Raw genomic sequence first — 21,786 nt, forward strand, 5'->3', positions numbered from 1 at the left:
ATGAGAACCCTTGCATGGCTGCTGCTTGGCTGCCTGGCCGGTCACGCATCGGCCCAGGAAGAGCCGGTCTTTCTGACGGGGATCGGCACCCATCTGATGAATTTCGATCACCAACTGAGGCAACCGCTGAATCTCGCCGGGCAGGCAGGCTTCAATGCGGTCAGGGACGATATCTTCTGGTCCACCGCCGAGCCCAGCCCCAATCAGTGGCGCATCATCCCTCAATGGCGAAACTACCTGAACATGGCCAGTGACCTGAACCTCAGCAGAACGGCCATTCTGGGTTACAGCACCTCGTTTCATGGCAACGCCAAGCCCCGCACGCCCGAGGTGACAGCGGCGTTCTTGAAGTATGTCGACTACGTCAGCCGGCAACTGGGCAACAAGGTGAGTTTCTACGAGGTCTGGAACGAGTGGGATCTGGACGGGCCGAAAGACCGCAAGCTCAGCCTGGACTATGCCGATCTGGTCACCAGCACCGTGCCAGTGATTCGCAAGAATACCCGCGACGTCAATGGCACCCAGGCGAAGATCCTGGCGGGTGCAATTACCCGCGATGGCATGAACGGCGGCTTCGCGGACGGCCTGATCGAAAGTGGCGTGCTGGATCTGGTGGACGGTCTTTCCCTGCATCCTTACGCCCATTGCTCTGCCACCAACGGCAATACACCGGAAGCCTGGGTGCGCTGGATGACTCGCTACGAGCAGGACATCCGCACCCGCGTGGGCCGTGCCGTGCCGCTCTACCTCACGGAAATGGGCTGGCCCAGCCATCAGGGACCCTGCGGCAAGAGCGAGGTCACCCAGGCCGTCTACATGGCGCGGATCTTTTTCCTGGCGCGCACGATCCCCAATGTCAAAGGCCTGTGGTGGTACGACCTGTTCAATGACGGGCCGAACCGCTACGACCAGGAACATAACTTCGGGGTGCTCAATGAAGACCTGTCGCCCAAGCCTGCCTACGCCATGATGCAAGCCATCGCGCCGATCATCAGCAGTTACACCTACGACGCCCAGGCCAGCACCCTGAGCGACAGCACTTACCTGTTGTACTTCGACAAGGACGATGAGCGGGTCCTGGTGGCCTGGGCCATCGGCCAGCCAACGGATGAGCAGATCGTCAGCGAACGGCCCATGAGCGGACCGGTGAGGCTGACCGATACCATCAACCCCGAACAGGGCCGCATCGACAGCAAGCAATCATGGCAGTGCCAGGCCAGCCGCTGCTCGACCTCGGTCAGGCTGACCAACTTCCCCAAGATCATCAGCCTGAGCCGCAATCACTGATCCAGCGGCGCGCCTGATGACTGAAGACGCTCGGCAAACTTGACCAGATCCGCCAGAGAGTCAGCCTGCATCTTGCGCATGACCGAGCCACGTCGGACCTTGACCGTTATTTCGCTCACGTTGAGCCGATCCGCAATCTGCTTGTTCAACAGGCCGCTGACCACAAGCTCCATCACCTGCTGCTCCCCCGCATTCAGGCTTGCATGACGCCGCTGCAACTCGGTTTCCACGGCACGGACCTGACGTCTTGCCCGATCCCGCACCAGACCCTGCTGGATCGCATCCAGCAAATCCTGCTCACGAAAAGGTTTGGTCAGAAACTCCAGAGCACCCGCCTTCATCGCCCGCACCGACATCGGGATATCGCCATGCCCGGTGATGAAAATCACCGGCAGCCCGAGCCCCCACTTCACCATCTCGCTCTGAAAATCCAGGCCGCTCATGCCCGGCATCCGCACGTCCAGAATCAGGCAACCGGGCGCATCGGGTCGCGGGCTGTCGAGGAACTCCCGGGTTGAACCGAACAGCATGGCGCGCAGCCCGACCGAGGCCAGCAAATCCTCCAGAGAGGAACGCACCGACTGATCGTCGTCGACCACGTAAATGATCGGTTCTTCGTCCTGCGGCGCCGGAACGATTGTTTTCATCAGCTCTCCATCTTTGCGGTAGGCAGGGTGAAATGAAACGTCGCGCCGCCCTGCTCGCCGGGCGTCACCCAGATGCGGCCGCCATGGGCCTCGATAATGGAGCGGCTGATTGCCAGACCAATCCCCATCCCCTGTTCCTTGGTCGTGTAGAAGGCATCAAAAATCCGCTCGAGATGTTCCGCCGGGACGCCGATGCCATTATCGGATACAGAAAACCGGACATCCGAGCCTGCGCGCCAGTCCACCACCACCTGCAATTGGGCCTGACCCGACTCAAGACCGCTCATGGCGTCCATCGCGTTGAGCATCATGTTCAGCAGCACCTGCTGGATCTGCACACGATCGGCCAGCAGCGGCGGCAAGCCGTCGGGAATTTCCACCGTCAGGGTAACGCCCTGCTGGTTCATTTCACTATGGGCGAGGGAAACGATTTCGGCGACGGCATCGGCCACGCTTACCCATTCCTTGTGAGTCGAGGCCGGTTTTGCCAGCGCCCGTACATGCACGATCACATCGCTGGCCCGATTAGCATCGCCGATCATGCGCTCGATGGCCTGCCGGGCCTTGGGCAGGTTCGCCGGCTCGTTGGCCAGCCAGCGCAAACCGGCGTTGCCACTGGTGACAATCGCCGCCAGCGGCTGGTTGACCTCATGGGCGATGGACGCCGTCAGTTCGCCCAACATGTTGACCCGCGCAATCTGCGCCAACTGGGTACGCGCCTCGTGAGCCGTGCGGATCGCCGCTGCCAGGCGCAACGCCAGATAGGTGGTCATGGCGATGGCCAGAAGGCTGATGCCGCAATTGATCAACCCCGACTCACTGGAGCGGGAGGTGGTCAATTCGTAGCTGATGACGGTCAACCCCATACACCCCAGCGCGACGGCGATCACGCCACCTGCCGGCATGAAGCGCGCCGCCAGGAGCACCACGGCGATCTGGAAAACCCCTACCGCAATTTCCAGATCCATCAGCGTATCGGCAATCGCAATGGCCACCGCCAGCGCGAGCAATGCGGCCAGTCGAACGGCCATTGCTGCCTTGCCAAAGGTTTTCGACTCACGCATTGCCCGTGTCTCGCTGGTGGATGAACGCTGAATATGCCAGTTTTCGTGCGGCGCTTATGAGGGATTGTCGAGGCTGAACTGATCCAGCACCTCATCATAGGCAAAAAGCTCGGCATAGCGGCCCCACTGGGTGACGCTGCGCAAGGTCTGCATTGCATCGCTTTCGGACATGAAGTCTTCAAGCTGGTCCCGGAAACGTCGCGCCGGAGCCGTGTGGGTGGCACGATCATCCAGCACGCGACGGATATGCGCCACCAGCGGTACGAAACTCAGCAGATGGTGGGCGAACAGCTGTTTGCGCTCATCTATGTCGGCCAGGGCATAGCGACGCGCAGACGGCAGCAGGCGGATGTCGCCCCCCTTGAGTTCGGCAAAACGCAGCAATTGCAGGACTTCGGCAATCGGGAACAGCTCGTCGGCGTTGTAGTGCAATGCGCTGGCCAGCTCCGGCAAGTCCGCCGTGGCGCCATAAGGCGGCGCATGAATCGCCTCGATCAACCCGGTCAGCGCGTTGATGGAAACCTGCGGCAGCACCATGCCCAGTCCGGTCCCCGGAAAGACGCCCTGACGCAGTTCGCCAGCGTCACTGTCCTGAGTCATGAGCACGTAGATCTCTTCCACCAGAGCCCTGAACAGTGGGTCCTGACGGTTGCGCGGCTGCGGCAGATCGACCTTGATCTCGCTGACCACCCGACCGGGGTTGGAGGAGAACAGCAGGATGCGATCACACATCAGCACCGCTTCGGCGATGTTGTGGGTCACCATCAGGATCGACTTGATGGGCATCCGGCCTTCGGACCACATGTCCAGCAGATCGGTGCGCAGGGTTTCGGCGGTCAGCACGTCGAGGGCAGAAAACGGCTCGTCCATCAACAGCACGTCAGGGTCGATCACCAGGGCGCGAGCCATGCCCACACGCTGGCGCATGCCGCCCGACAACTCCTTGGGATAAGCACTCTCGAAACCGTCCAGGCCAATCAGGTCAATGGCCGCCAGAGCGCGCTTGCGGCGCAGCTCTGCAGGCACTCGCTGCGCTTCCAGGCCGACTTCCACATTCTCCAGCACCGTCAGCCACGGGAACAGCGCAAAGCTCTGGAAAACCATGCTCACGGTGGGTGCCCGCCCTTGCGGCCCGGCGGGGAAACTCACTTCGCCAGCGGTGGGCACCACCAGGCCAGCAATGGAGCGCAGCAGCGTGGACTTGCCCGAACCCGAGCGGCCCAGCAGGCCGATGATCTCGTTTTCGTTGAGCTTGAGCGTCACGTTATCCAGCACCAGCCTTTCTTTGCTGGCTTTGCCGTAGACATGCCGAACATCGCGGACATCCACCAGGCAGCGCTTTTCGATAGTCATCATGCTTTCCACTCCTCAGACCAGACTCAAACGGCGCTCGGCAAACCCGTAAAGCGGGCGCCAGAGCAGACGGTTGAAGGCAATTACGAACACCGACATCACGACGATGCCCAAGGCAACCCGGGCGAAATCACCCGCCTGAGTGGCACTGGCGATATACGAGCCCAGCCCGGTTGCCTGCAGGGACTTGTCACCCCAGGACACCGCCTCGGCCACGATGCTGGCGTTCCACGAACCGCCTGAAGCGGTGAGCGCGCCGGTAATGTAGTAAGGGAAAATCCCCGGCAAAGCCACGCGCCGCCACCATTGCCAGCCGCGTATGTTGAAGATCCCGGCCACTTCCCGCAGGTCGGTCGGCAAGGCGCTGGCCCCGGCGATCACGTTGAACAGGATGTACCACTGGGTCCCCAGCACCATCAGCGGCGAGAGCCAGATATCCGGGTTCAGCTTCAGCCCGACAATGGCGATGACCGCGAACGGGAACAGCACGTTGGCCGGAAACGCCGCGAGAAACTGCGCAACCGGTTGCAGCCGTTCAGCCCACACAGGACGCAAGCCGATCCACACACCGATCGGCACCCAGATCAGGCTGGCAATGACGATCAGCAGAATCACACGCAACATGGTCACCAACCCGAGGCCAAAAGCGTTCGCCACATCGTCCAGCCCCAGTGTCTGGCTGATGAAATGCATCAGCCAGACACTCGCGGCCACACAACCGGCCAGCACCAGGACCAGCCAGAGGCTGTCAGCCAGGCGGTTCACTCTGGGCGTGACCGCGGTCTTGCGCGAACGCCCCAAAACCGACCAGTTCACGGCCATCAATACACGCCAGGGCGCTGTAAACGCTGCACAGACAGCAGGCACCAGGCGCGAACGCCCCAACAGGCTGTACATCCATGAGCGCGGACGTTTTTGCGAGGCGGTCTGCTCGAAACGAAACTTGTCGGCCCAGGCTACCACCGGCCGAAACAGCAACTGGTCGTAGCACAGGATCACCAACGCCATGGCCCCCACCGCCCAGGCCACAGCAGCGGGGTCCTTATGGGCAATAGCCAGTGCCAGCCAGGAACCGATGCCTGGCAGGTTGATCTGGGTATCCCCCACAGAAATCGCTTCGCAGGCCACCACGAAAAACCAGCCGCCAGACATCGACATCATCATGTTCCACACCAGCCCCGGCATGGCGAATGGCAACTCCAGCCGGAAAAACCTGAGCAACGGCGAAAAACCGAACTGGCGACTGACTTCATTCAAATCGCTCGGCACCGTGCGCAGCGACTGATAGAAACTGAACGCCATGTTCCAGGCCTGACTGGTAAAAATGGCAAAGATGGCCGCAAACTCTGCACCCAATTGCCGACCGGGAAACATGCCCATGAAGAAGGTCACGGTAAATGCCATAAACCCCAGAACCGGAACGGACTGTAATATGTCCAGCGCCGGAATAATGATCATCTCGGCCTTGCGACTCTTGGCCGCCAGAGTGGCCACGACAAACGTGAAGATCAACGAAGCCGCCAGCGCCGCAAACATGCGCAGTGTGGTGCGCAAGGCATACTCCGGCAACTGCGCCGTATCGAGCACCATGGGCGAACTGTCCAGTACCATCAGGGGTTGCGCCATCTGATGGACGCCGTGAAACACCAGCATTGCGATCACTGCCAGAAGCAGCACACAGATAAAGTCGGCCAGACCGGACACATGATTGCGCGTCGATCCGTACTTGAGAGGTGGCCGTTTTTTACCGGATTCAAAGACAGAGTTCATGGCTCACCTCGAACAATTGCGTACAAACAAGGGCGGCAAAGTTCAAAGAACTGGCCGTGAGCATTGAGCGGAGAGTTATAAGTTAAACCACCGTGCTCTCTTGATGAGCAAGGTTATAGAAGTGCGGGAAATACGTGAAACCTGCAAAAGTAGCCAATTAACAGACTTATATATAAGTTGCGTATACCAACGTATATGAGAGGGGGTTCTTCGCGAATACATTCGCTCCTACCGTAGGAGCGAATGTATTCGCGAAGGGTTTAAATTAAACGCGGAAATGGCTCACCATCATCTGCAACTGGTTGCCCAGTCGCGCCAGTTCGACGCTGGAGGCAGCAGTTTCTTCGCTGGCTTCGGCCGTCTGTTCGGACACATCGCGAACGTTCAGGATGCTGCGGCTGATTTCGTCGGCCACCGAACTCTGTTGTTCGGCTGCGGCGGCGATCTGCTGGTTCATGGCCTGGATGTTGGAAACCGTACGCGTGATGCTTTCCAGAGAAGTACCCGCCTTGCGGGTCAGGGCGACACTGCTGTCGGTCAGGCTGCGGCTGCCGAGCATGATATCGGAGACCTGACGAGTACCGTTCTGCAATGCGGCAACCAGGCTTTCGATTTCCTCGGTCGATTGCTGGGTACGCTGGGCCAGCCCCCGCACTTCATCGGCCACCACCGCAAAGCCACGCCCAGCCTCACCGGCACGAGCCGCTTCGATTGCGGCGTTGAGCGCCAGCAGGTTGGTCTGTTCGGCCACGGCCTTGATCACGTCCATGACCTTGCCGATCTTGTTGCTTTCCTGCTCCAGTACCGTCATGGCATCGCTGGAACGCAAGACTTCGTTGGCCAGCTTTTCGATCTGGTGAATGGCTTCGCCCACCACCTTGTCGCCTTCGCGAGCTTCCTTGTCCGCTGTGGAAGCTGCCACCGAAGCCTGCTCGGCATTGCGCGCCACTTCATGCACAGTGGCAGACATCTCATGCATGGCAGTGGCCACCTGATCGGTCTCGACTTTCTGGCTGTTGACCCCGGCACTGGTCTGTTCGGTCACCGCTGAAAGCTCTTCGGCAGCGCTGGCAATCTGGGTAACGCCATCACGAATCCCGGTAATCAGCTCACGCAACGTGGCGCCCATGCGCTGGATACCTTGTTGCAGCACGCCCAGCTCGTCGCGACGTGTGATCACCACGGTGTGGCTCAGATCACCCGAAGCAATACGGTTCACGACTTCCAGGGTTTCCTGCAATGGGCGGGTGATCTGGCGAGTGATGATGATGGCCGCAAACACGCCCAGCAGCAGAGCAATCAGCGTACCGATGAGCTGGAGGTTACGCGCCTGGGAAGTATCCTGTTCAGCCAGGGTTTTCTGCAGGGCAGTGAGTTCAGAGCCCACCTTGAAGATCGCATCCCCAAGACCCGTCATTTCCTTGCGCGTGGCATTGATGGAACTGTCCGCATCCTTGAAGCCCTGTACAGAGGCCTTGTAAGCACGCAGAGCCGTTTCCAACTGGACAATCTTGTCGGCCTGGGTCGTATTGAATGCGGCCTTGAGCCTGTCGAGGCCCTGGATGGAGGCGTCTATTTGCTGGAGTGCCGTCTGCTCGGTCTTTTCCGTAGTATTGCCGGTATAGCCACGCACTTCGTAACGCGCCAGTTGCACGTCCATGCGGGCACTGGCAATCAGTTGCAACTGATCGGAACGCGCGGGATCGGAAGAGTCCAGCTTCATGACCGACTCATTGATCGCCGAAAGAAGCTCATTCGCCCGCGTAGCATTGGCGCCCATTTCAGCACGCACAGTGACACTGTTGCGATAGGCCGTGCGCATCTGGGTCAGCAGCTTTTCGTATGCATTGAGCTGATCGCCCAAGCGTTCCAGAAGCTGTGCATTCGCCGGAGAATCGAAGTTATTGCGTATGGATTGTCGGGTGCTCTTGAAGCTTTCCAACTGAGTCTGGACATTCTGGGCAGCAGTATCGTCGCCATCGGCAAGCATGTACTGCAACCGTGCCACACGCAGTACTGTCAGCTTGTTACCCAGTTCAGTGATATCGCCGATTCTGTCGGTGCGGTAAATCAGTCTGTCCAGACTGTTCCAGCCGACAAGGGCCAGTAACGCGGTAAAAACCAGAACCAGGCCAAATCCCAGGGCCAGTTTCATGTTGACGCTGATATTCGCAAAACTGCTGTTCATAAACTCTCCGTGATGTTCTTCGATGCGGCCATGCAAAAGCTGAAGATTTTATTTTTTTAGGCAGCAGACTCGCGCACACGCATATCGGCCCAACGGGCCTGAAACTTGATCAAAAAGTCAAAATCAGGACTAAAAATTTTCTGGAATGCAGACGTGGCAAGGCCTGCTTCAGGAAAGCCGAGGATTTCAGGAGGTAAAAAAATGGCTAGCGCCTAGGCGCTGAGGATAAAGTTATCCACAGCGCTCGGTCGGATGATCAACACATTGCGTGCCGACGTCATGTGGATAACTGCAGATCACTCATGCTGACATTGCAGACAACCCGGTTCCTGCCCGACAGCTTCGCCTGATAGAGCTGCTGATCGGCACGTTTGATAAGCGCTGTCGAATTGGCATCGCTTGACTCGGCCAGACCGATGCCGATGCTGACGGTCACCTGCCCGACCAGAGAAAAGTCGGCATCGGCAATGGTGGCGCGGATCTTCTCGGCCACGATTTCCGGGCTGCGCAGGTTGTCGAACTCCGGCAACAACACTGCGAATTCCTCACCGCCGTAACGGGCAACGAAATCGGTGGAACGAGTGTTCTGCTCGATGAGTTGAGCCAGTTGGTAGAGCACCTCATCGCCAATGGCATGACCATAGGTGTCATTGATGCGCTTGAAGTGGTCGGCATCGATGAACAGCAAGGCGAACGGGCGTCCGGTGCGTTCAAAGCGCTGACTGCATTCGATCAGTTTTTCATCGAACATGCGCCGGTTATACACACCCGTCAGCGCATCGTGAGTGGCCAGCTTCAACAGTTCGGCATTGGCCTCGGTGAGTGCCGCTGTTCGTTGTGCAACCGTGACTTCCAGTGAGCTGTTGGCATCATGCAGTTCGCGTTCCTTGCCCAGCAGCGATTGCGTCATGTTCTGTATCGACTGGCCGAGCTGAGCGATTTCCAATACAGGGTGGCTCAGCGGGAAGCTCACGCCGGGCTGCTGGTCCTGCACCAGCCTGGCGGACTTGGCCAATTGCTCGATTGGACGGCTGAGGTACAACGCCAGATAGTAGGCCGCCAGACCAAATGCGAGGGCGGCAATGACGCCCAGCCCCAGCAAACGGTAAAAAAGGCTATGCGCAGGTTGCAGCGCCTGATCAAGTGGCTGGCGAACCGCGACGTACCAGGCCAGCCCTGAAATCGTAGGGGTCGGCACTTTCACAACGCTGCTCAGAAAACCATCACCCACGAACCATCCCGGCGGTGGTGACTGAAGCAACTCTGGATGTTTTTCACCCACACGTTGCTGTGGATAAAGAACATCGCCCGCCTGATCGACGATCAGCACTTCGGTATTGGCCAGCATGCCTTCGCGCAGAACGGCCGCTTCAACAATCCTGGCCATCCAGCTCCAGTGAGCATGCGCACTCAGCACGCCAATGACAGTGCCCTCGGCATTGCGGATGGGCGTTGCGAAATCAATGAAGCGCACAGGTTCGCCACTGGGATTGGGCAACAACTTGGCTAGCAGGACAGCCTCATGAGGATCGCCGGTGTAGGAGCCTTGCAAACCCGCCTTGAACCACGGACGTTCCTTGACCGACTGATTGACCAGCACACCATTCACCGCCTGCCGCACACGTCCGTCCGTATCGGCAACCCCCATCCAGGCATATTCGGAATGGGACTGGCTGCGCAGCTCCATCGACCGAAGGATGGCCGGATCGTCCAGATTGCCGCTCATCACATGGCTTTCCTGACTGAGCAGGTGCATTTCCAGTTGCCGCTCATAGAGCTGCGCACCCAGCAATGCGGCGGCCGACTTGGCGGTACTTAATGACGTATTGGCACTCGCCTGCTTCATCTGTTCGGTAGCAATATGCCCAACATAGAAGCCGACACTCAAGAGCGTAAACAACGACAAGCCCGCACACCATAAGGTCAGGTGGCTACGGAGACTGGCTTTGATCATGAGTGGGCATCTGATTGTGAGGGTAGTGGCACTTTATGCCGAATATGACGGGCCAAGAGCAAGGAAAAAATGCGGTCTGAGGGATGGATGCAACTATGACCCAGGGGCTTGTAGGGGAGGATAAGGCACAACCATGAAATCATTGACGACGTCAGCGACCTGACGGGCAGCCAGGCCAACACTACGAGGAAAGATGATCAGTCGATGCGTCGACCTTGCCCGGGCTTCAGCAGGCAGGTTCCTGACAACGAGCAGCGGCACTGGTAGTTGAACCGCACTGCCAGTACGCTTTCACCATGCCCTCTATTGGTGGGTCAATTTCGTTCATGAATCTACGTACATATACTCATGGGATGATGCGCAAATACGCCAAAAACAAAAAAGGTAACAGTACCGGCTGAGGTTGCGGAGATTGCACCATTAACAACGGCTGCGGAAAACTCAGAACTTGCTTCGAGGAAAATCGGTTGGTGGGACCGTATTGCGAGTTTTTTCAAAAGAAGTAGCAGGAGCCGGGAGTGACTGACCCCACCGGCTCCGGGACATTTTTAATTCTCTAAAAACACCACCAAACTCCCCTGTGGATAACTCACTCCACAGTAACGGATTTGGCCAGATTCCGAGGCTGATCCACGTCCGTACCCTTCAACACCGCCACGTAGTAAGAGAGCAACTGCAACGGGATGGTGTAGAGAATCGGGGCCAGGGCGTCGATGATGTGTGGCATGGCGATGACGTGGGTACCTTCGCCGTTTTTCATGCCGGCTTGTTCATCAGCGAATACCACCAGTTCACCGCCGCGTGCGCGGACTTCCTGGAGGTTGGATTTGAGTTTTTCCAGCAGTTCGTTGTTGGGTGCAACGGTGACCACCGGCATGTCGTTATCCACAAGCGCCAGCGGGCCGTGCTTGAGTTCGCCGGCCGGGTAGGCTTCGGCGTGGATGTACGAGATTTCCTTGAGCTTGAGTGCTCCCTCCATCGCTACCGGGAATTGCGCGCCACGGCCCAGGAACAGGGTGTGGTGTTTCTCGGCGAACAGCTCGGCGACTTTCTCGACGGTGCTGTCCATGGCCAGCGCTTCACCCAGACGGGTCGGCAGACGGCGCAGTTCTTCGACCAGTTCGGCTTCGACACCTTCATCCAGTGTGCCTTTGACCTGCCCAAGGGACAGGGTCAGCAACAGCAGGGCAACCAGTTGGGTGGTGAAGGCCTTGGTGGACGCAACACCGATTTCAGGACCGGCCTGGGTCAGCAGGGTCAGGTCCGACTCGCGCACCAGGGAGCTGATGCCGACGTTGCAGATGGCCAGGCTTGCCAGGAAGCCAAGTTCCTTGGCATTGCGCAGTGCAGCCAGGGTGTCGGCGGTTTCGCCGGACTGGGAGATGGAGACGAACAGGGTGTCCGGCTGGACCACGACCTTGCGATAGCGGAACTCACTGGCCACTTCGACCTGGCAAGGGATACCGGCCAGACCTTCGAGCCAGTAACGCGCAACCATGCCAGCGTGATAGCTGGTGCCACAGGCTACGATCTGCACATTGCGAACCTTGGCGAAGAGTTCAGCAGCTTGCGGGCCAAAAGCGTGGACCAGCACTTGTTGCTGACCCAGGCGACCTTCAAGCGTGCGCTGCACAACCTTGGGTTGCTCGTGGATTTCCTTGAGCATGAAGTGACGGTATTCGCCTTTGTCGGCTGCTTCGGCACCTTCGTGGTATTGCACGGTTTCGCGAACCACCGGCAGACCATCCACAGACCAGATCTGCACGCTGTCGCGACGGATCTCTGCGATATCGCCTTCTTCCAGGTACACGAAGCGGTCGGTCACCTGACGCAGTGCCAACTGGTCCGATGCCAGGAAGTTTTCACCAAGACCCAGGCCAATCACCAACGGGCTGCCACTGCGTGCGGCCAGCAGGCGATCCGGTTGTTTGGCGCTGATGACTGCCAGGCCGTAGGCACCGTGCAATTCCTTGACCGCTGCTTTCAGGGCATTGGCCAGATCCGGAGTGTCCTTGAGTTTGTGGTGCAGCAGGTGGACGATGACTTCGGTGTCGGTATCGGAAGCGAATACGTAACCCAGGCCTTTGAGACGCTCGCGCAGGGCTTCGTGGTTTTCGATGATGCCGTTGTGGACAACTGCCAGTTCATCAGCCGAAAAGTGCGGATGTGCATTGCGCTCGCATGGTGCGCCGTGGGTGGCCCAACGGGTGTGAGCGATACCCAGACGACCGGCCAGAGGCTCGCCTGCCAACGCCTGCTCCAGTTCGCTGACCTTGCCCGAACGACGACGACGCTCAAGGCTGCCTTCATTGCTGAAAACCGCTACACCGGCGCTGTCATAGCCACGGTATTCAAGACGTTTGAGCCCTTCCAGCAGAATGGCTGTGATACTACGTTCAGCAACGGCGCCGACAATTCCACACATGGTTCTCTCCTAGCTGACAGCGGCACAAATCAGGGTAATGCCGCGGGCTTTTATCTGTTCGCGTGCCTCATCGGGCAGGCGCTCATCTGTGATAAGGGTATGGATACTGCTCCAGGGCAGTTCCAGGTTGGGAATCTTGCGACCGACTTTGTCGGCTTCGACCATGACCACCACTTCCCGGGCGACTTCAGCCATGACCCGGCTCAGTCCCAGCAACTCATTGAAGGTGGTGGTACCGCGAATCAGATCGATGCCGTCGGCACCAATGAACAATTGATCGAAGTCGTAGGAGCGCAGAACCTGCTCGGCTACCTGTCCCTGGAAGGATTCGGAGTGCGGGTCCCAGGTTCCACCGGTCATCAACAGCACCGGCTCATGCTCAAGCTCGGCCAGGGCGCGAGCTACATGCAGGGAGTTGGTCATCACCACCAGGCCCGGTTGGGCACCGAGTTCGGGGATCAGCGCAGCGGTGGTGCTGCCACTGTCCACAATGATGCGGGCATGTTCGCGAATTCGCGTCACTGCCGCCCGGGCAATGGCCTGCTTGTATCGAGAAACAGGCTGGCTGCTTTCGGCAATCAATTCATGGGGCAAGGTGACTGCACCACCGTAACGGCGTAGCAGCAAGCCATTGCTTTCGAGAGCGGCCAGATCCTTTCGAATCGTAACTTCCGAAGTTTCAAAGCGCTGGGCCAGATCATCGACACTGACTTCGCCCTGCTCATTGAGCAAGGCGAGAATATTATGGCGACGTTTAGGCGTATTACGTTTCGACATTTTGGCTTTAAGTTTCGATTCAAAAGATAACGAAAGCAATAAAACCTTATTATCGGAACCGGGTCAAGCCGTAGGAGCGAATTCATTCGCGAATGAAGAGGTTTCGCGAGTAAATGCGCTCCTGTGGATAACCTTATGGCTTCTTGACCTTCACCGGGCGCTTCCAGCCTTCGATGTTGCGCTGGCGTGCACGAGCAACGCCCAACTGTTCGGCAGGAATGTTCTGATTGATGGTGGAACCCGCTGCAGTGGTGGCTCCTGAAGAGATATCCACAGGTGCAACCAGCGAGTTGTTGGAGCCGATGAAGACGTCCTCACCCAGGATGGTCTTGTGCTTGTTGGCACCATCGTAGTTGCAGGTGATGGTCCCGGCACCGATGTTGGTACGCGCACCGATTTCGGCATCGCCCAGATAAGTCAGGTGGCCGGCTTTTGCGCCATCGCCAAGGTGAGCATTCTTGAGTTCGACAAAGTTACCCACATGGGCCTTGGCCCCCAGAACACTGCCAGGACGCAGGCGAGCGAATGGACCCGCGTCACTGCCCTCGCCCAGAATCGCGCCTTCGATGTGGCTGTTGGCCTTGAGCACGACACCTTTGCGCAGGGTGCTGTCCTTGATGACGCAGTTCGGGCCAATAACCACGTCATCTTCAATAATTACGCGACCTTCAAGAATCACGTTGATATCGATCAGCACATCGCGGCCAACCGTCACCTCGCCACGCACGTCGAAACGTGCCGGGTCACGCAGGGTCACACCGGCAGCCATCACACGACGGGCTTCACGCAACTGATAGTGACGCTCCAGTTCCGCCAATTGCTTGCGGTCATTGGCGCCCTGCACTTCCATTGCGTCGTGAGGCTGTTCGGTGGCAACCACCAGGCCGTCACTGACTGCCATGGCGATGACGTCCGTCAGGTAATACTCGCCCTGGGCGTTGTTATTGGACAGACGCCCGAGCCAGTCGGCCAGACGCTTGCCAGGCACTGCAAGAATGCCGGTATTGCCTTCGTTGATCGCCTTCTGGGCTTCGCTGGCATCCTTGTGCTCGACAATGGCACAGACCCGGTTCTCGGCGTCGCGAACGATGCGGCCATAGCCTGTCGGATCGTCCAGCGTCACAGTCAGCAGGCCCAACTGCTGCGGGGTGACCAGTGCCAGCAGACGCTGCAGGGTCTGAACCTCGATCAGCGGTACATCACCGTAAAGAATCAGCACGGTATCAGCGCTCAGGTGCGGTACTGCCTGGGCAACTGCGTGGCCTGTCCCCAGTTGCTTGTCCTGCATGACGAAATTCAAGTCATCCGCTGCCAGGCGTTCGCGTACGGCATCGGCGCCATGACCGATCACCACATGAATGCCATTTGGGGATAACTGTCGTGCGCTGTGGATAACATGACCAAGCATGGAGTTACCTGCAACAGGGTGCAGGACTTTAGGCAAGGCCGAACGCATCCGGGTACCTTGGCCAGCGGCAAGAATAACGATATCGAGAGACATGAGGACTACCAACTGAGCGGCAACCAGCCCGGAACGGACTGATTCGGAAAAAAGAAAAAGGGTAGCCGAGGCTACCCTTTTACTCAATCGCGCATTAAAGCCAGCAGGGTTAGCCGCCGAACTTCTTGCGAATTTGCTGAACGGTGCGCAGCTGAGCTGCAGCCTCGGCCAGACGAGCAGTTGCAGATCCGTAATCGAAGTCCGCGCCTTTTTCGTTCAGGGCCTTCTCGGCAGCCTTGACGGCGGCCTGAGCAGAAGCTTCGTCCAGGTCGGCAGCACGTTGCACAGTATCGGCAAGCACCTTGACCATGTTCGGCTGAACCTCGAGGAAACCACCAGAGATGTAGAACACCTCGGCTTCCCCACCCTGCTTGATCAAGCGGATCGGGCCCGGGACCAGATTGGTGATCAGAGGCGCGTGGCCTGGAGCGATACCGAGATCACCCAGGTTACCGTGCGCAATCACCATCTCGACCAGACCGGAGAAGATTTCCCCTTCCGCGCTGACGATGTCGCAATGGACTGTCATAGCCATTTGCTTGCCTCAACCTGATTAGCGCCCGTTGCCGGGCGCCGGGATTACAGTTTCTTGGCTTTCTCGATCGCTTCTTCGATGCCGCCGACCATGTAGAACGCTTGTTCTGGCAGGTGGTCGTAGTCACCGTTGAGGATGCCTTTGAAGCCAGCAATGGTGTCTTTCAGGGAAACGTATTTACCCGATGCACCCGTGAAGACTTCAGCCACGAAGAACGGCTGCGACAGGAAGCGCTGGATCTTACGAGCACGGTTTACCAACTGCTTGTCGGTTTCCGACAGCTCGTCCATACCCAGGATCGCGATGATGTCTTTCAGCTCTTTGTAACGCTGCAACACGTACTGAACGCCGCGAGCGGTGTCGTAGTGTTCCTGGCCGATGACGTTCGGGTCCAGCTGGCGCGAAGTCGAATCCAGTGGATCTACCGCTGGGTAGATACCCAGGGAGGCGATGTCACGGGACAGTACGACCGTTGCGTCCAAGTGGGCGAACGTGGTCGCTGGCGACGGGTCGGTCAAGTCGTCCGCTGGTACGTATACCGCCTGGATCGAGGTGATCGAACCGTTTTTGGTGGAAGTGATGCGCTCTTGCAGAGTACCCATCTCTTCAGCCAGGGTCGGTTGGTAACCTACTGCGGAAGGCATACGGCCCAGCAGTGCGGATACTTCGGTACCGGCCAGGGTGTAACGATAGATGTTGTCGACGAACAGCAGAACGTCGTTACCTTCGTCACGGAACTTCTCGGCCATGGTCAGGCCGGTCAGAGCAACGCGCAGACGGTTTCCCGGTGGCTCGTTCATCTGACCGTAAACCAGTGCCACTTTGTCCAGAACGTTGGAGTCCTTCATCTCGTGGTAGAAGTCGTTACCCTCACGAGTACGCTCACCCACACCGGCGAACACGGAATAACCGCTGTGCTCGATGGCGATGTTACGGATCAGTTCCATCATGTTTACGGTTTTGCCTACACCGGCACCACCGAACAGACCGACTTTACCGCCCTTGGCGAACGGGCAAACCAGGTCGATAACCTTGATGCCTGTTTCCAGCAGATCGTTGCCACCCGCCTGTTCAGCGAAGGACGGCGCAGGACGGTGAATGCCCCAACGCTCTTCTTCACCGATAGGACCGGCTTCGTCGATCGGGTTGCCCAGGACGTCCATGATCCGGCCCAGAGTCGCTTTACCGACCGGTACGGAAATGGCTGCGCCGCTGTCATTGACGTTCAGACCGCGCTTCAAGCCTTCGGTCGAACCCATTGCAATGGTACGAACCACGCCGTCGCCCAGCTGCTGCTGAACTTCAAGAGTGGTTTCCGCGCCTTGTACACTCAGCGCGTTGTAGATACTCGGTACGCTATCGCGTGGGAATTCCACGTCGATCACGGCGCCGATGATTTGAACGATACGTCCGCTACTCATTAGCTGGTTCCTCTAATATTTGAACCGTTAAACCGCGGCAGCGCCGCCGACGATTTCCGAGATCTCTTGGGTGATCGCTGCCTGACGCGCCTTGTTGTAGATCAGCTGCAAATCGCTGATCAAATCACCGGCGTTGTCTGTGGCGTTCTTCATCGCGATCATCCGCGCAGCTTGTTCAGCAGCGTTGTTCTCGACCACCGCCTGGTACACCTGCGACTCAACGTAGCGAACCATCAAGCCGTCAAGCAGCTCTTTGGCATCGGGTTCGTAGAGATAGTCCCAGTGGTGCTTGAGTTTCTGATCCGGGGTTGCCACCAGCGGAATCAATTGCTCCACCGTTGGCTGCTGGGTCATGGTGTTGATGAACTTGTTGGATACCACGGACAGGCGATCAATTCGACCATCCAGGTAGGCATCCAGCATCACCTTGACGCTGCCGATCAGGTCATTGATCGACGGCTCTTCGCCCAGGTGGCTGATCGCAGCGACGACGTTACCGCCGAAGTTGCGGAAAAATGCCGCACCTTTGCTGCCGACCACGCACAGATCGATCTCTACGCCGTTTTCACGGTTTACCGCCATGTCCTTGACCAAAGCCTTGAACAGGTTGGTGTTCAGGCCACCGCACAAACCACGGTCACTGCTCACTACGACATAACCGACACGCTTTACTTCGCGCTCGATCATGAACGGGTGGCGATACTCCGGGTTGGCGTTGGCAAGATGACCAATCACCTGACGGATGCGCTCCGCGTAAGGACGGCTAGCAGCCATGCGCGACTGAGCCTTGCGCATTTTGCTGACCGCCACTTTTTCCATGGCGCTGGTGATCTTTTGCGTGCTTTTGATGCTCGCAATCTTGCTGCGAATCTCTTTTGCGCCTGCCATGTAACACCTATCAGGTTAGCAAGCGGGAACCTCTCGGCTCCCGCTGCGGCTTACCAGGTTTGGGTGGCCTTGAACTTCTCGATACCGGCTTTGAGGCCAGAGTCGATTTCGTCATTGAAGTCACCCTTCACGTTGATCTTCGCCATCAAGTCGGCGTGATCGCGGTTGAAGTAAGCAATCAGAGCCTGCTCGAAGCTGCCGATTTTTGGAATCTCGATGTCCACCAGGAAGCCACGTTCAGCGGCATACAGGGACAACGACATATCAGCGATGGACATCGGCGCGTATTGCTTCTGCTTCATCAGCTCGGTAACGCGCTGACCATGCTCAAGCTGCTTGCGGGTCGCTTCGTCCAGGTCAGAAGCGAACTGGGCGAATGCCGCCAGTTCACGGTACTGAGCCAGAGCGGTACGGATACCACCGGAAAGCTTCTTGATGATCTTGGTCTGTGCGGCACCACCTACACGGGATACCGAAACACCGGCGTTCACTGCCGGACGGATGCCGGAGTTGAACATGGCCGATTCCAGGAAGATCTGACCGTCGGTGATGGAAATCACGTTGGTCGGAACGAACGCGGAAACGTCGCCAGCCTGGGTTTCGATGATCGGCAGTGCAGTCAGGGAACCGGTTTTGCCGGTCACTGCGCCGTTGGTGAACTTCTCTACGTACTCTTCGGAAACACGCGATGCGCGCTCCAGCAGACGGGAGTGGAGATAGAACACGTCACCTGGGTAGGCTTCACGGCCTGGTGGACGGCGCAGCAGCAGGGAAATCTGGCGGTAAGCCACTGCTTGCTTGGACAGATCGTCATAAACGATCAGCGCGTCTTCACCGCGGTCACGGAAGTACTCGCCCATGGTGCAACCCGAGTACGGTGCAAGGAATTGCAGCGCAGCGGATTCGGAAGCACTTGCAGCAACGATGATGGTGTTAGCCAGTGCACCGTTTTCTTCGAGCTTGCGAACAACGTTGGCGATGGTCGATTGCTTCTGACCAACTGCAACGTAGACGCAGAAGATGCCGCTGTTTTTCTGGTTGATGATCGCGTCGATTGCCATGGCGGTTTTACCGATCTGGCGGTCACCGATGATCAGCTCACGCTGGCCACGGCCGACTGGAATCATTGCGTCGACGGCCTTGTAGCCAGTTTGCACTGGCTGGTCGACCGACTTACGCCAGATCACGCCTGGAGCAACTTTCTCGACCGCATCGGTCTCGGTGTTGTTCAGCGGACCTTTACCGTCAACAGGGTTGCCCAGTGCGTCGACAACGCGACCCAGCAGTTCCTTACCAACCGGAACTTCGAGGATGCGGCCGGTGCACTTGGCGCTCATGCCTTCAGCCAGAGTCGTGTAGGCGCCCAGTACAACGGCACCGACAGAGTCTTGCTCAAGGTTCAGCGCCATACCGAAGACGCCGCCCGGAAACTCGATCATTTCGCCGTACATTACGTCGGCAAGACCGTGAATCCGCACGATACCGTCAGACACGCTGACGACGGTGCCTTCGTTGCGGGCTTGGGAGGTTACATCGAGCTTCTCGATGCGACCCTTGATGATTTCACTTATTTCGGAAGGATTGAGTTGCTGCATTGCTCTGCTGCCCCTTCAAACTCAAGATTTCAATGCTTCGGCTAGTTGCGCGATCTTGCCGCGAACTGAGCCATCGATAACCAGGTCGCCGGCGCGGATAACGACACCACCGATAAGGGTGGCATCCTCCGCAGCATGCAGGCGCACTTCCCGGCCGAGCCGTGCACTGAGAACCTTGGCGAGTTTGTCTTGCTGTTCTTGGTTCAATGCAAAAGCACTGGTGACATCCACATCGACCGATTTTTCCTGCTCGGCCTTGTACAGGTCGAACAGTTCGGCGATCTCCGGCAGAAGCGGGAGACGGTCGTTTTCAGCAACGACGTGGATGAAATTCTGTGCCTTGGCATCGAACTTGTCGCCACACACTTCAATAAAAGTGGTGGCCTTTTGTGCGCTCGTCAGTCGCGGGGCCTTGAGCAGGCTCTGCATGGTGTCGTCTTGCGACACCGCAGCAGCCAGGCCGAGCATGGCTGACCAATTGGCCAGTTGCTGGTGGGCCTGCGCGTGCTCGAAGGCCGCCTTAGCGTAAGGTCGGGCCAACGTGGTCAGTTCTGCCATGATCGCCCTCGCTTAAATTTCAGCTGCCAGTTTGTTAACCAGCTCCGCGTGCGCGTTTTGATCGATTGTGGCACCCAGGATCTTCTCGGCGCCATTGACTGCCAGGCTACCCAACTGGGCGCGCAGAGCGTCTTTGACACTGTTCAGTTCCTGCTCGATCTCGGCCTGAGCCTGAGCCTTCACACGGTCAGCTTCAACGCGAGCCTGTTCACGGGCTTCGTCGACAATCTGTGTACCGCGTTTCTTGGCTTGCTCAATGATCTCGGCTGCTTGAGCTTTAGCTTCGCGCAGTTGTTGACCCACTTTGTCTTGGGCCAGCTCCAGGTCGCGAGCTGCTCGTGTAGCAGCGTCCAGTCCATCCGCGATCTTCTTCTGACGTTCGTGCAAAGCCGCGATGACCGGAGGCCACACGAACTTCATGCAGAACAGCACAAAGATGAAGAACGCAACGGACTGGCCAATCAGGGTTGCATTAATATTCACGCCAACACCTCGCTCGTTCGTTGTCCATCACACCAATCAACTCGAAAATTCGAGCGATTAGCCAGCGAGCTGACCAACGAAGGGGTTCGCGAAGGTGAAGAACAGAGCGATACCAACACCGATCATGGTAACGGCGTCGAGCAGACCCGCAACGATGAACATTTTAACTTGCAGCATTGGAACCATTTCTGGCTGACGCGCTGCGCCTTCCAGGAACTTACCGCCCAACAGGCCGAAACCGATTGCAGTACCCAGTGCGCCCAGGCCGATCAACAGTGCAACAGCGATAGCGGTTAGACCAACTACAGTTTCCATCTTTCCTCCCGACTTTTACGTCGTATTGGTTAGGTTTTCTTAGATTAAAGCGGTAAAGCAAAATCGTTTGTTACATCAGCCCTTGCGGTTTCCCGCTTGCGGCTCCCTCTCACCAATGGCAAGAGGGTCATCAGATGCGCCGGATGGCGAATCTTAATGGTTATCTTCGTGAGCCATCGACAGGTAAACGATGGTCAGCATCATGAAGATGAACGCTTGCAGGGTGATGATCAGGATGTGGAAGACAGCCCACGCCCATTGCAGAACCACACCCAGGCCACTGAGCCAGAGCAGGCCGCTGCCGAACATGACCGCGATCAGGATGAATACCAGCTCGCCAGCGTACATGTTGCCGAACAGACGCAGTGCCAGCGAAATCGGCTTGGCTACCAGTGTCACGAATTCAAGCAGGAAGTTCACCGGAATCAGCAGAGCCTGAACGAAGATGTTCTTGCTGCCGAACGGGTGAAGGGTCAGTTCGCCGATGAAACCACCGATGCCCTTGACCTTGATGCTGTAGAAAATGATCAGTGCGAAGACCGACAGAGCCATGCCCAGGGTTGCATTCGGGTCAGTGGTCGGAACAGCACGGAAAGGAATGTGCTCGTCGCCCGAGATCAGCATCGCCAACTGAGGAATCCAGTCAACCGGAACCAGGTCGACGGCGTTCATCAGAAATACCCAGACGAAAATGGTCAGGGCCAGGGGAGCGATCACCGCGCTACGGCCGTGAAAGCTGTCCCGCACGCTGCCATCGACGAACTCGATCAGAACTTCGACGAAGTTCTGCAGAGCGCCAGGCTGGCCGGAAGTTACCTTCTTGGCCGCCATACGGAAGATAAGAACGAAAATCAGGCCCAGTGCGACCGACCAGCCGAGAGTATCGACGTGGAAAGCCCAAAAGCCCATTTCCTTTGCTTCTGCTGCGGTATGGGCAAAGCCCCAGCTGCCGTTGGGTAGCTGACCGAATGTCAGGTTCTGCAAGTGGTGCTGGATATAGCCCGAAGCTGTTTGCTCTGCCATTT

Annotated in this window: 18 protein-coding genes and 1 pseudogene; 1 reads left to right on the top strand and 18 read right to left on the bottom strand. The window is 57.8% G+C overall.

Annotated elements, in window-relative coordinates:
- The gene (locus KGD89_RS25735; RefSeq protein ID WP_025262603.1) at positions 1-1,287 is read left to right on the top strand and encodes a glycoside hydrolase 5 family protein; all 1,287 of its coding nucleotides are present in this window, start codon (positions 1-3) and stop codon (positions 1,285-1,287) included.
- On the opposite strand, the gene KGD89_RS25740 is transcribed toward KGD89_RS25735, so the two are convergent.
- From KGD89_RS25740 to atpB, 18 genes and pseudogenes are all read right to left on the bottom strand, one after another.
- The gene (locus KGD89_RS25740; protein ID WP_025262604.1) at positions 1,281-1,934 is read right to left on the bottom strand and encodes a response regulator transcription factor; all 654 of its coding nucleotides are present in this window, start codon (positions 1,932-1,934) and stop codon (positions 1,281-1,283) included. The two genes, KGD89_RS25735 and KGD89_RS25740, sit on opposite strands and share 7 nt — an antisense overlap.
- A complete protein-coding gene (locus KGD89_RS25745) occupies positions 1,934-2,998 on the bottom strand; it encodes a sensor histidine kinase (RefSeq protein WP_025262605.1) in 1,065 nt (354 codons plus the stop codon). Before KGD89_RS25745 ends, KGD89_RS25740 begins: the two co-directional genes overlap by 1 nt.
- A 54-nt stretch (positions 2,999-3,052) precedes the next feature.
- Positions 3,053-4,354, bottom strand: a complete 1,302-nt coding sequence (locus KGD89_RS25750; RefSeq protein ID WP_025262606.1) for an ABC transporter ATP-binding protein — start codon at positions 4,352-4,354, stop codon at positions 3,053-3,055.
- A 12-nt stretch (positions 4,355-4,366) separates the two neighbouring features.
- Entirely contained in the window at positions 4,367-6,121 is a 1,755-nt protein-coding gene (locus KGD89_RS25755) for an ABC transporter permease (RefSeq protein ID WP_025262607.1), read from the bottom strand.
- 265 nt (positions 6,122-6,386) lie between these two features.
- A complete protein-coding gene (locus KGD89_RS26545; RefSeq protein WP_404940698.1) occupies positions 6,387-7,250 on the bottom strand; it encodes a methyl-accepting chemotaxis protein in 864 nt (287 codons plus the stop codon).
- Between the two features lie 39 nt (positions 7,251-7,289).
- Positions 7,290-8,309 (bottom strand): annotated as a pseudogene (locus KGD89_RS26550) (methyl-accepting chemotaxis protein); the annotation flags it as partial.
- A gap of 277 nt (positions 8,310-8,586) precedes the next feature.
- Positions 8,587-10,263 (bottom strand): sensor domain-containing diguanylate cyclase, encoded by a 1,677-nt coding sequence (locus KGD89_RS25765; protein WP_025262609.1) that lies wholly within the window; start codon positions 10,261-10,263, stop codon positions 8,587-8,589.
- Positions 10,264-10,852: 589 nt separating this feature from the next.
- Positions 10,853-12,688 (bottom strand): glutamine--fructose-6-phosphate transaminase (isomerizing), encoded by a 1,836-nt coding sequence (glmS, locus tag KGD89_RS25770; RefSeq protein WP_025262610.1) that lies wholly within the window; start codon positions 12,686-12,688, stop codon positions 10,853-10,855.
- 9 nt (positions 12,689-12,697) lie between these two features.
- Positions 12,698-13,465, bottom strand: a complete 768-nt coding sequence (locus KGD89_RS25775) for a DeoR/GlpR family DNA-binding transcription regulator (RefSeq protein ID WP_025262611.1) — start codon at positions 13,463-13,465, stop codon at positions 12,698-12,700.
- A 133-nt stretch (positions 13,466-13,598) separates the two neighbouring features.
- Complete coding sequence (glmU, locus tag KGD89_RS25780; RefSeq protein WP_025262612.1) at positions 13,599-14,966, bottom strand: bifunctional UDP-N-acetylglucosamine diphosphorylase/glucosamine-1-phosphate N-acetyltransferase GlmU; 1,368 nt, start codon at positions 14,964-14,966, stop codon at positions 13,599-13,601.
- A 109-nt stretch (positions 14,967-15,075) separates the two neighbouring features.
- The gene (locus KGD89_RS25785; RefSeq protein ID WP_025262613.1) at positions 15,076-15,501 is read right to left on the bottom strand and encodes a F0F1 ATP synthase subunit epsilon; all 426 of its coding nucleotides are present in this window, start codon (positions 15,499-15,501) and stop codon (positions 15,076-15,078) included.
- A 44-nt stretch (positions 15,502-15,545) separates the two neighbouring features.
- Positions 15,546-16,922: a F0F1 ATP synthase subunit beta gene (gene atpD, locus KGD89_RS25790; RefSeq protein ID WP_025262614.1), complete on the bottom strand. Its 1,377-nt coding sequence runs from the start codon at positions 16,920-16,922 to the stop codon at positions 15,546-15,548.
- Between the two features lie 27 nt (positions 16,923-16,949).
- Positions 16,950-17,810, bottom strand: a complete 861-nt coding sequence (atpG, locus tag KGD89_RS25795) for a F0F1 ATP synthase subunit gamma (protein ID WP_025262615.1) — start codon at positions 17,808-17,810, stop codon at positions 16,950-16,952.
- A 50-nt stretch (positions 17,811-17,860) separates the two neighbouring features.
- The gene (gene atpA / locus KGD89_RS25800) at positions 17,861-19,405 is read right to left on the bottom strand and encodes a F0F1 ATP synthase subunit alpha (protein WP_025262616.1); all 1,545 of its coding nucleotides are present in this window, start codon (positions 19,403-19,405) and stop codon (positions 17,861-17,863) included.
- 21 nt (positions 19,406-19,426) lie between these two features.
- Positions 19,427-19,963, bottom strand: a complete 537-nt coding sequence (locus tag KGD89_RS25805; protein WP_025262617.1) for a F0F1 ATP synthase subunit delta — start codon at positions 19,961-19,963, stop codon at positions 19,427-19,429.
- Between the two features lie 12 nt (positions 19,964-19,975).
- On the bottom strand, positions 19,976-20,446 hold the full coding sequence (locus tag KGD89_RS25810) for a F0F1 ATP synthase subunit B (RefSeq protein ID WP_025262618.1): 471 nt from the start codon (positions 20,444-20,446) through the stop codon (positions 19,976-19,978).
- A gap of 57 nt (positions 20,447-20,503) precedes the next feature.
- Entirely contained in the window at positions 20,504-20,761 is a 258-nt protein-coding gene (gene atpE / locus KGD89_RS25815) for a F0F1 ATP synthase subunit C (protein ID WP_002555987.1), read from the bottom strand.
- Between the two features lie 153 nt (positions 20,762-20,914).
- Positions 20,915-21,784 carry a F0F1 ATP synthase subunit A gene (atpB, locus tag KGD89_RS25820; protein ID WP_025262619.1) on the bottom strand — a complete coding sequence of 290 codons (870 nt, stop codon included), beginning with the start codon at positions 21,782-21,784 and terminating at the stop codon, positions 20,915-20,917.
- Positions 21,785-21,786: the final 2 nt, after the last annotated feature.

The sequence above is a fragment of the Pseudomonas cichorii genome, assembly GCF_018343775.1.
Taxonomy (GTDB): Bacteria; Pseudomonadota; Gammaproteobacteria; order Pseudomonadales; family Pseudomonadaceae; genus Aquipseudomonas; species Aquipseudomonas cichorii.

What these genes read in the sequence shown, in the direction of transcription:
- KGD89_RS25735 (WP_025262603.1), top strand. Translation starts at nt 1, where the DNA reads ATGAGAACCCTTGCATGGCTGCTGCTTGGCTGCCTGGCCGGTCACGCA.
- KGD89_RS25740 (WP_025262604.1), bottom strand. Translation starts at nt 1,934, where the DNA reads ATGAAAACAATCGTTCCGGCGCCGCAGGACGAAGAACCGATCATTTAC.
- KGD89_RS25745 (WP_025262605.1), bottom strand. Translation starts at nt 2,998, where the DNA reads ATGCGTGAGTCGAAAACCTTTGGCAAGGCAGCAATGGCCGTTCGACTG.
- KGD89_RS25750 (WP_025262606.1), bottom strand. Translation starts at nt 4,354, where the DNA reads ATGATGACTATCGAAAAGCGCTGCCTGGTGGATGTCCGCGATGTTCGG.
- KGD89_RS25755 (WP_025262607.1), bottom strand. Translation starts at nt 6,121, where the DNA reads ATGAACTCTGTCTTTGAATCCGGTAAAAAACGGCCACCTCTCAAGTAC.
- KGD89_RS26545 (WP_404940698.1), bottom strand. Translation starts at nt 7,250, where the DNA reads ATGGGCGCCACGTTGCGTGAGCTGATTACCGGGATTCGTGATGGCGTT.
- KGD89_RS25765 (WP_025262609.1), bottom strand. Translation starts at nt 10,263, where the DNA reads ATGATCAAAGCCAGTCTCCGTAGCCACCTGACCTTATGGTGTGCGGGC.
- glmS (WP_025262610.1), bottom strand. Translation starts at nt 12,688, where the DNA reads ATGTGTGGAATTGTCGGCGCCGTTGCTGAACGTAGTATCACAGCCATT.
- KGD89_RS25775 (WP_025262611.1), bottom strand. Translation starts at nt 13,465, where the DNA reads ATGTCGAAACGTAATACGCCTAAACGTCGCCATAATATTCTCGCCTTG.
- glmU (WP_025262612.1), bottom strand. Translation starts at nt 14,966, where the DNA reads ATGTCTCTCGATATCGTTATTCTTGCCGCTGGCCAAGGTACCCGGATG.
- KGD89_RS25785 (WP_025262613.1), bottom strand. Translation starts at nt 15,501, where the DNA reads ATGGCTATGACAGTCCATTGCGACATCGTCAGCGCGGAAGGGGAAATC.
- atpD (WP_025262614.1), bottom strand. Translation starts at nt 16,922, where the DNA reads ATGAGTAGCGGACGTATCGTTCAAATCATCGGCGCCGTGATCGACGTG.
- atpG (WP_025262615.1), bottom strand. Translation starts at nt 17,810, where the DNA reads ATGGCAGGCGCAAAAGAGATTCGCAGCAAGATTGCGAGCATCAAAAGC.
- atpA (WP_025262616.1), bottom strand. Translation starts at nt 19,405, where the DNA reads ATGCAGCAACTCAATCCTTCCGAAATAAGTGAAATCATCAAGGGTCGC.
- KGD89_RS25805 (WP_025262617.1), bottom strand. Translation starts at nt 19,963, where the DNA reads ATGGCAGAACTGACCACGTTGGCCCGACCTTACGCTAAGGCGGCCTTC.
- atpE (WP_002555987.1), bottom strand. Translation starts at nt 20,761, where the DNA reads ATGGAAACTGTAGTTGGTCTAACCGCTATCGCTGTTGCACTGTTGATC.
- atpB (WP_025262619.1), bottom strand. Translation starts at nt 21,784, where the DNA reads ATGGCAGAGCAAACAGCTTCGGGCTATATCCAGCACCACTTGCAGAAC.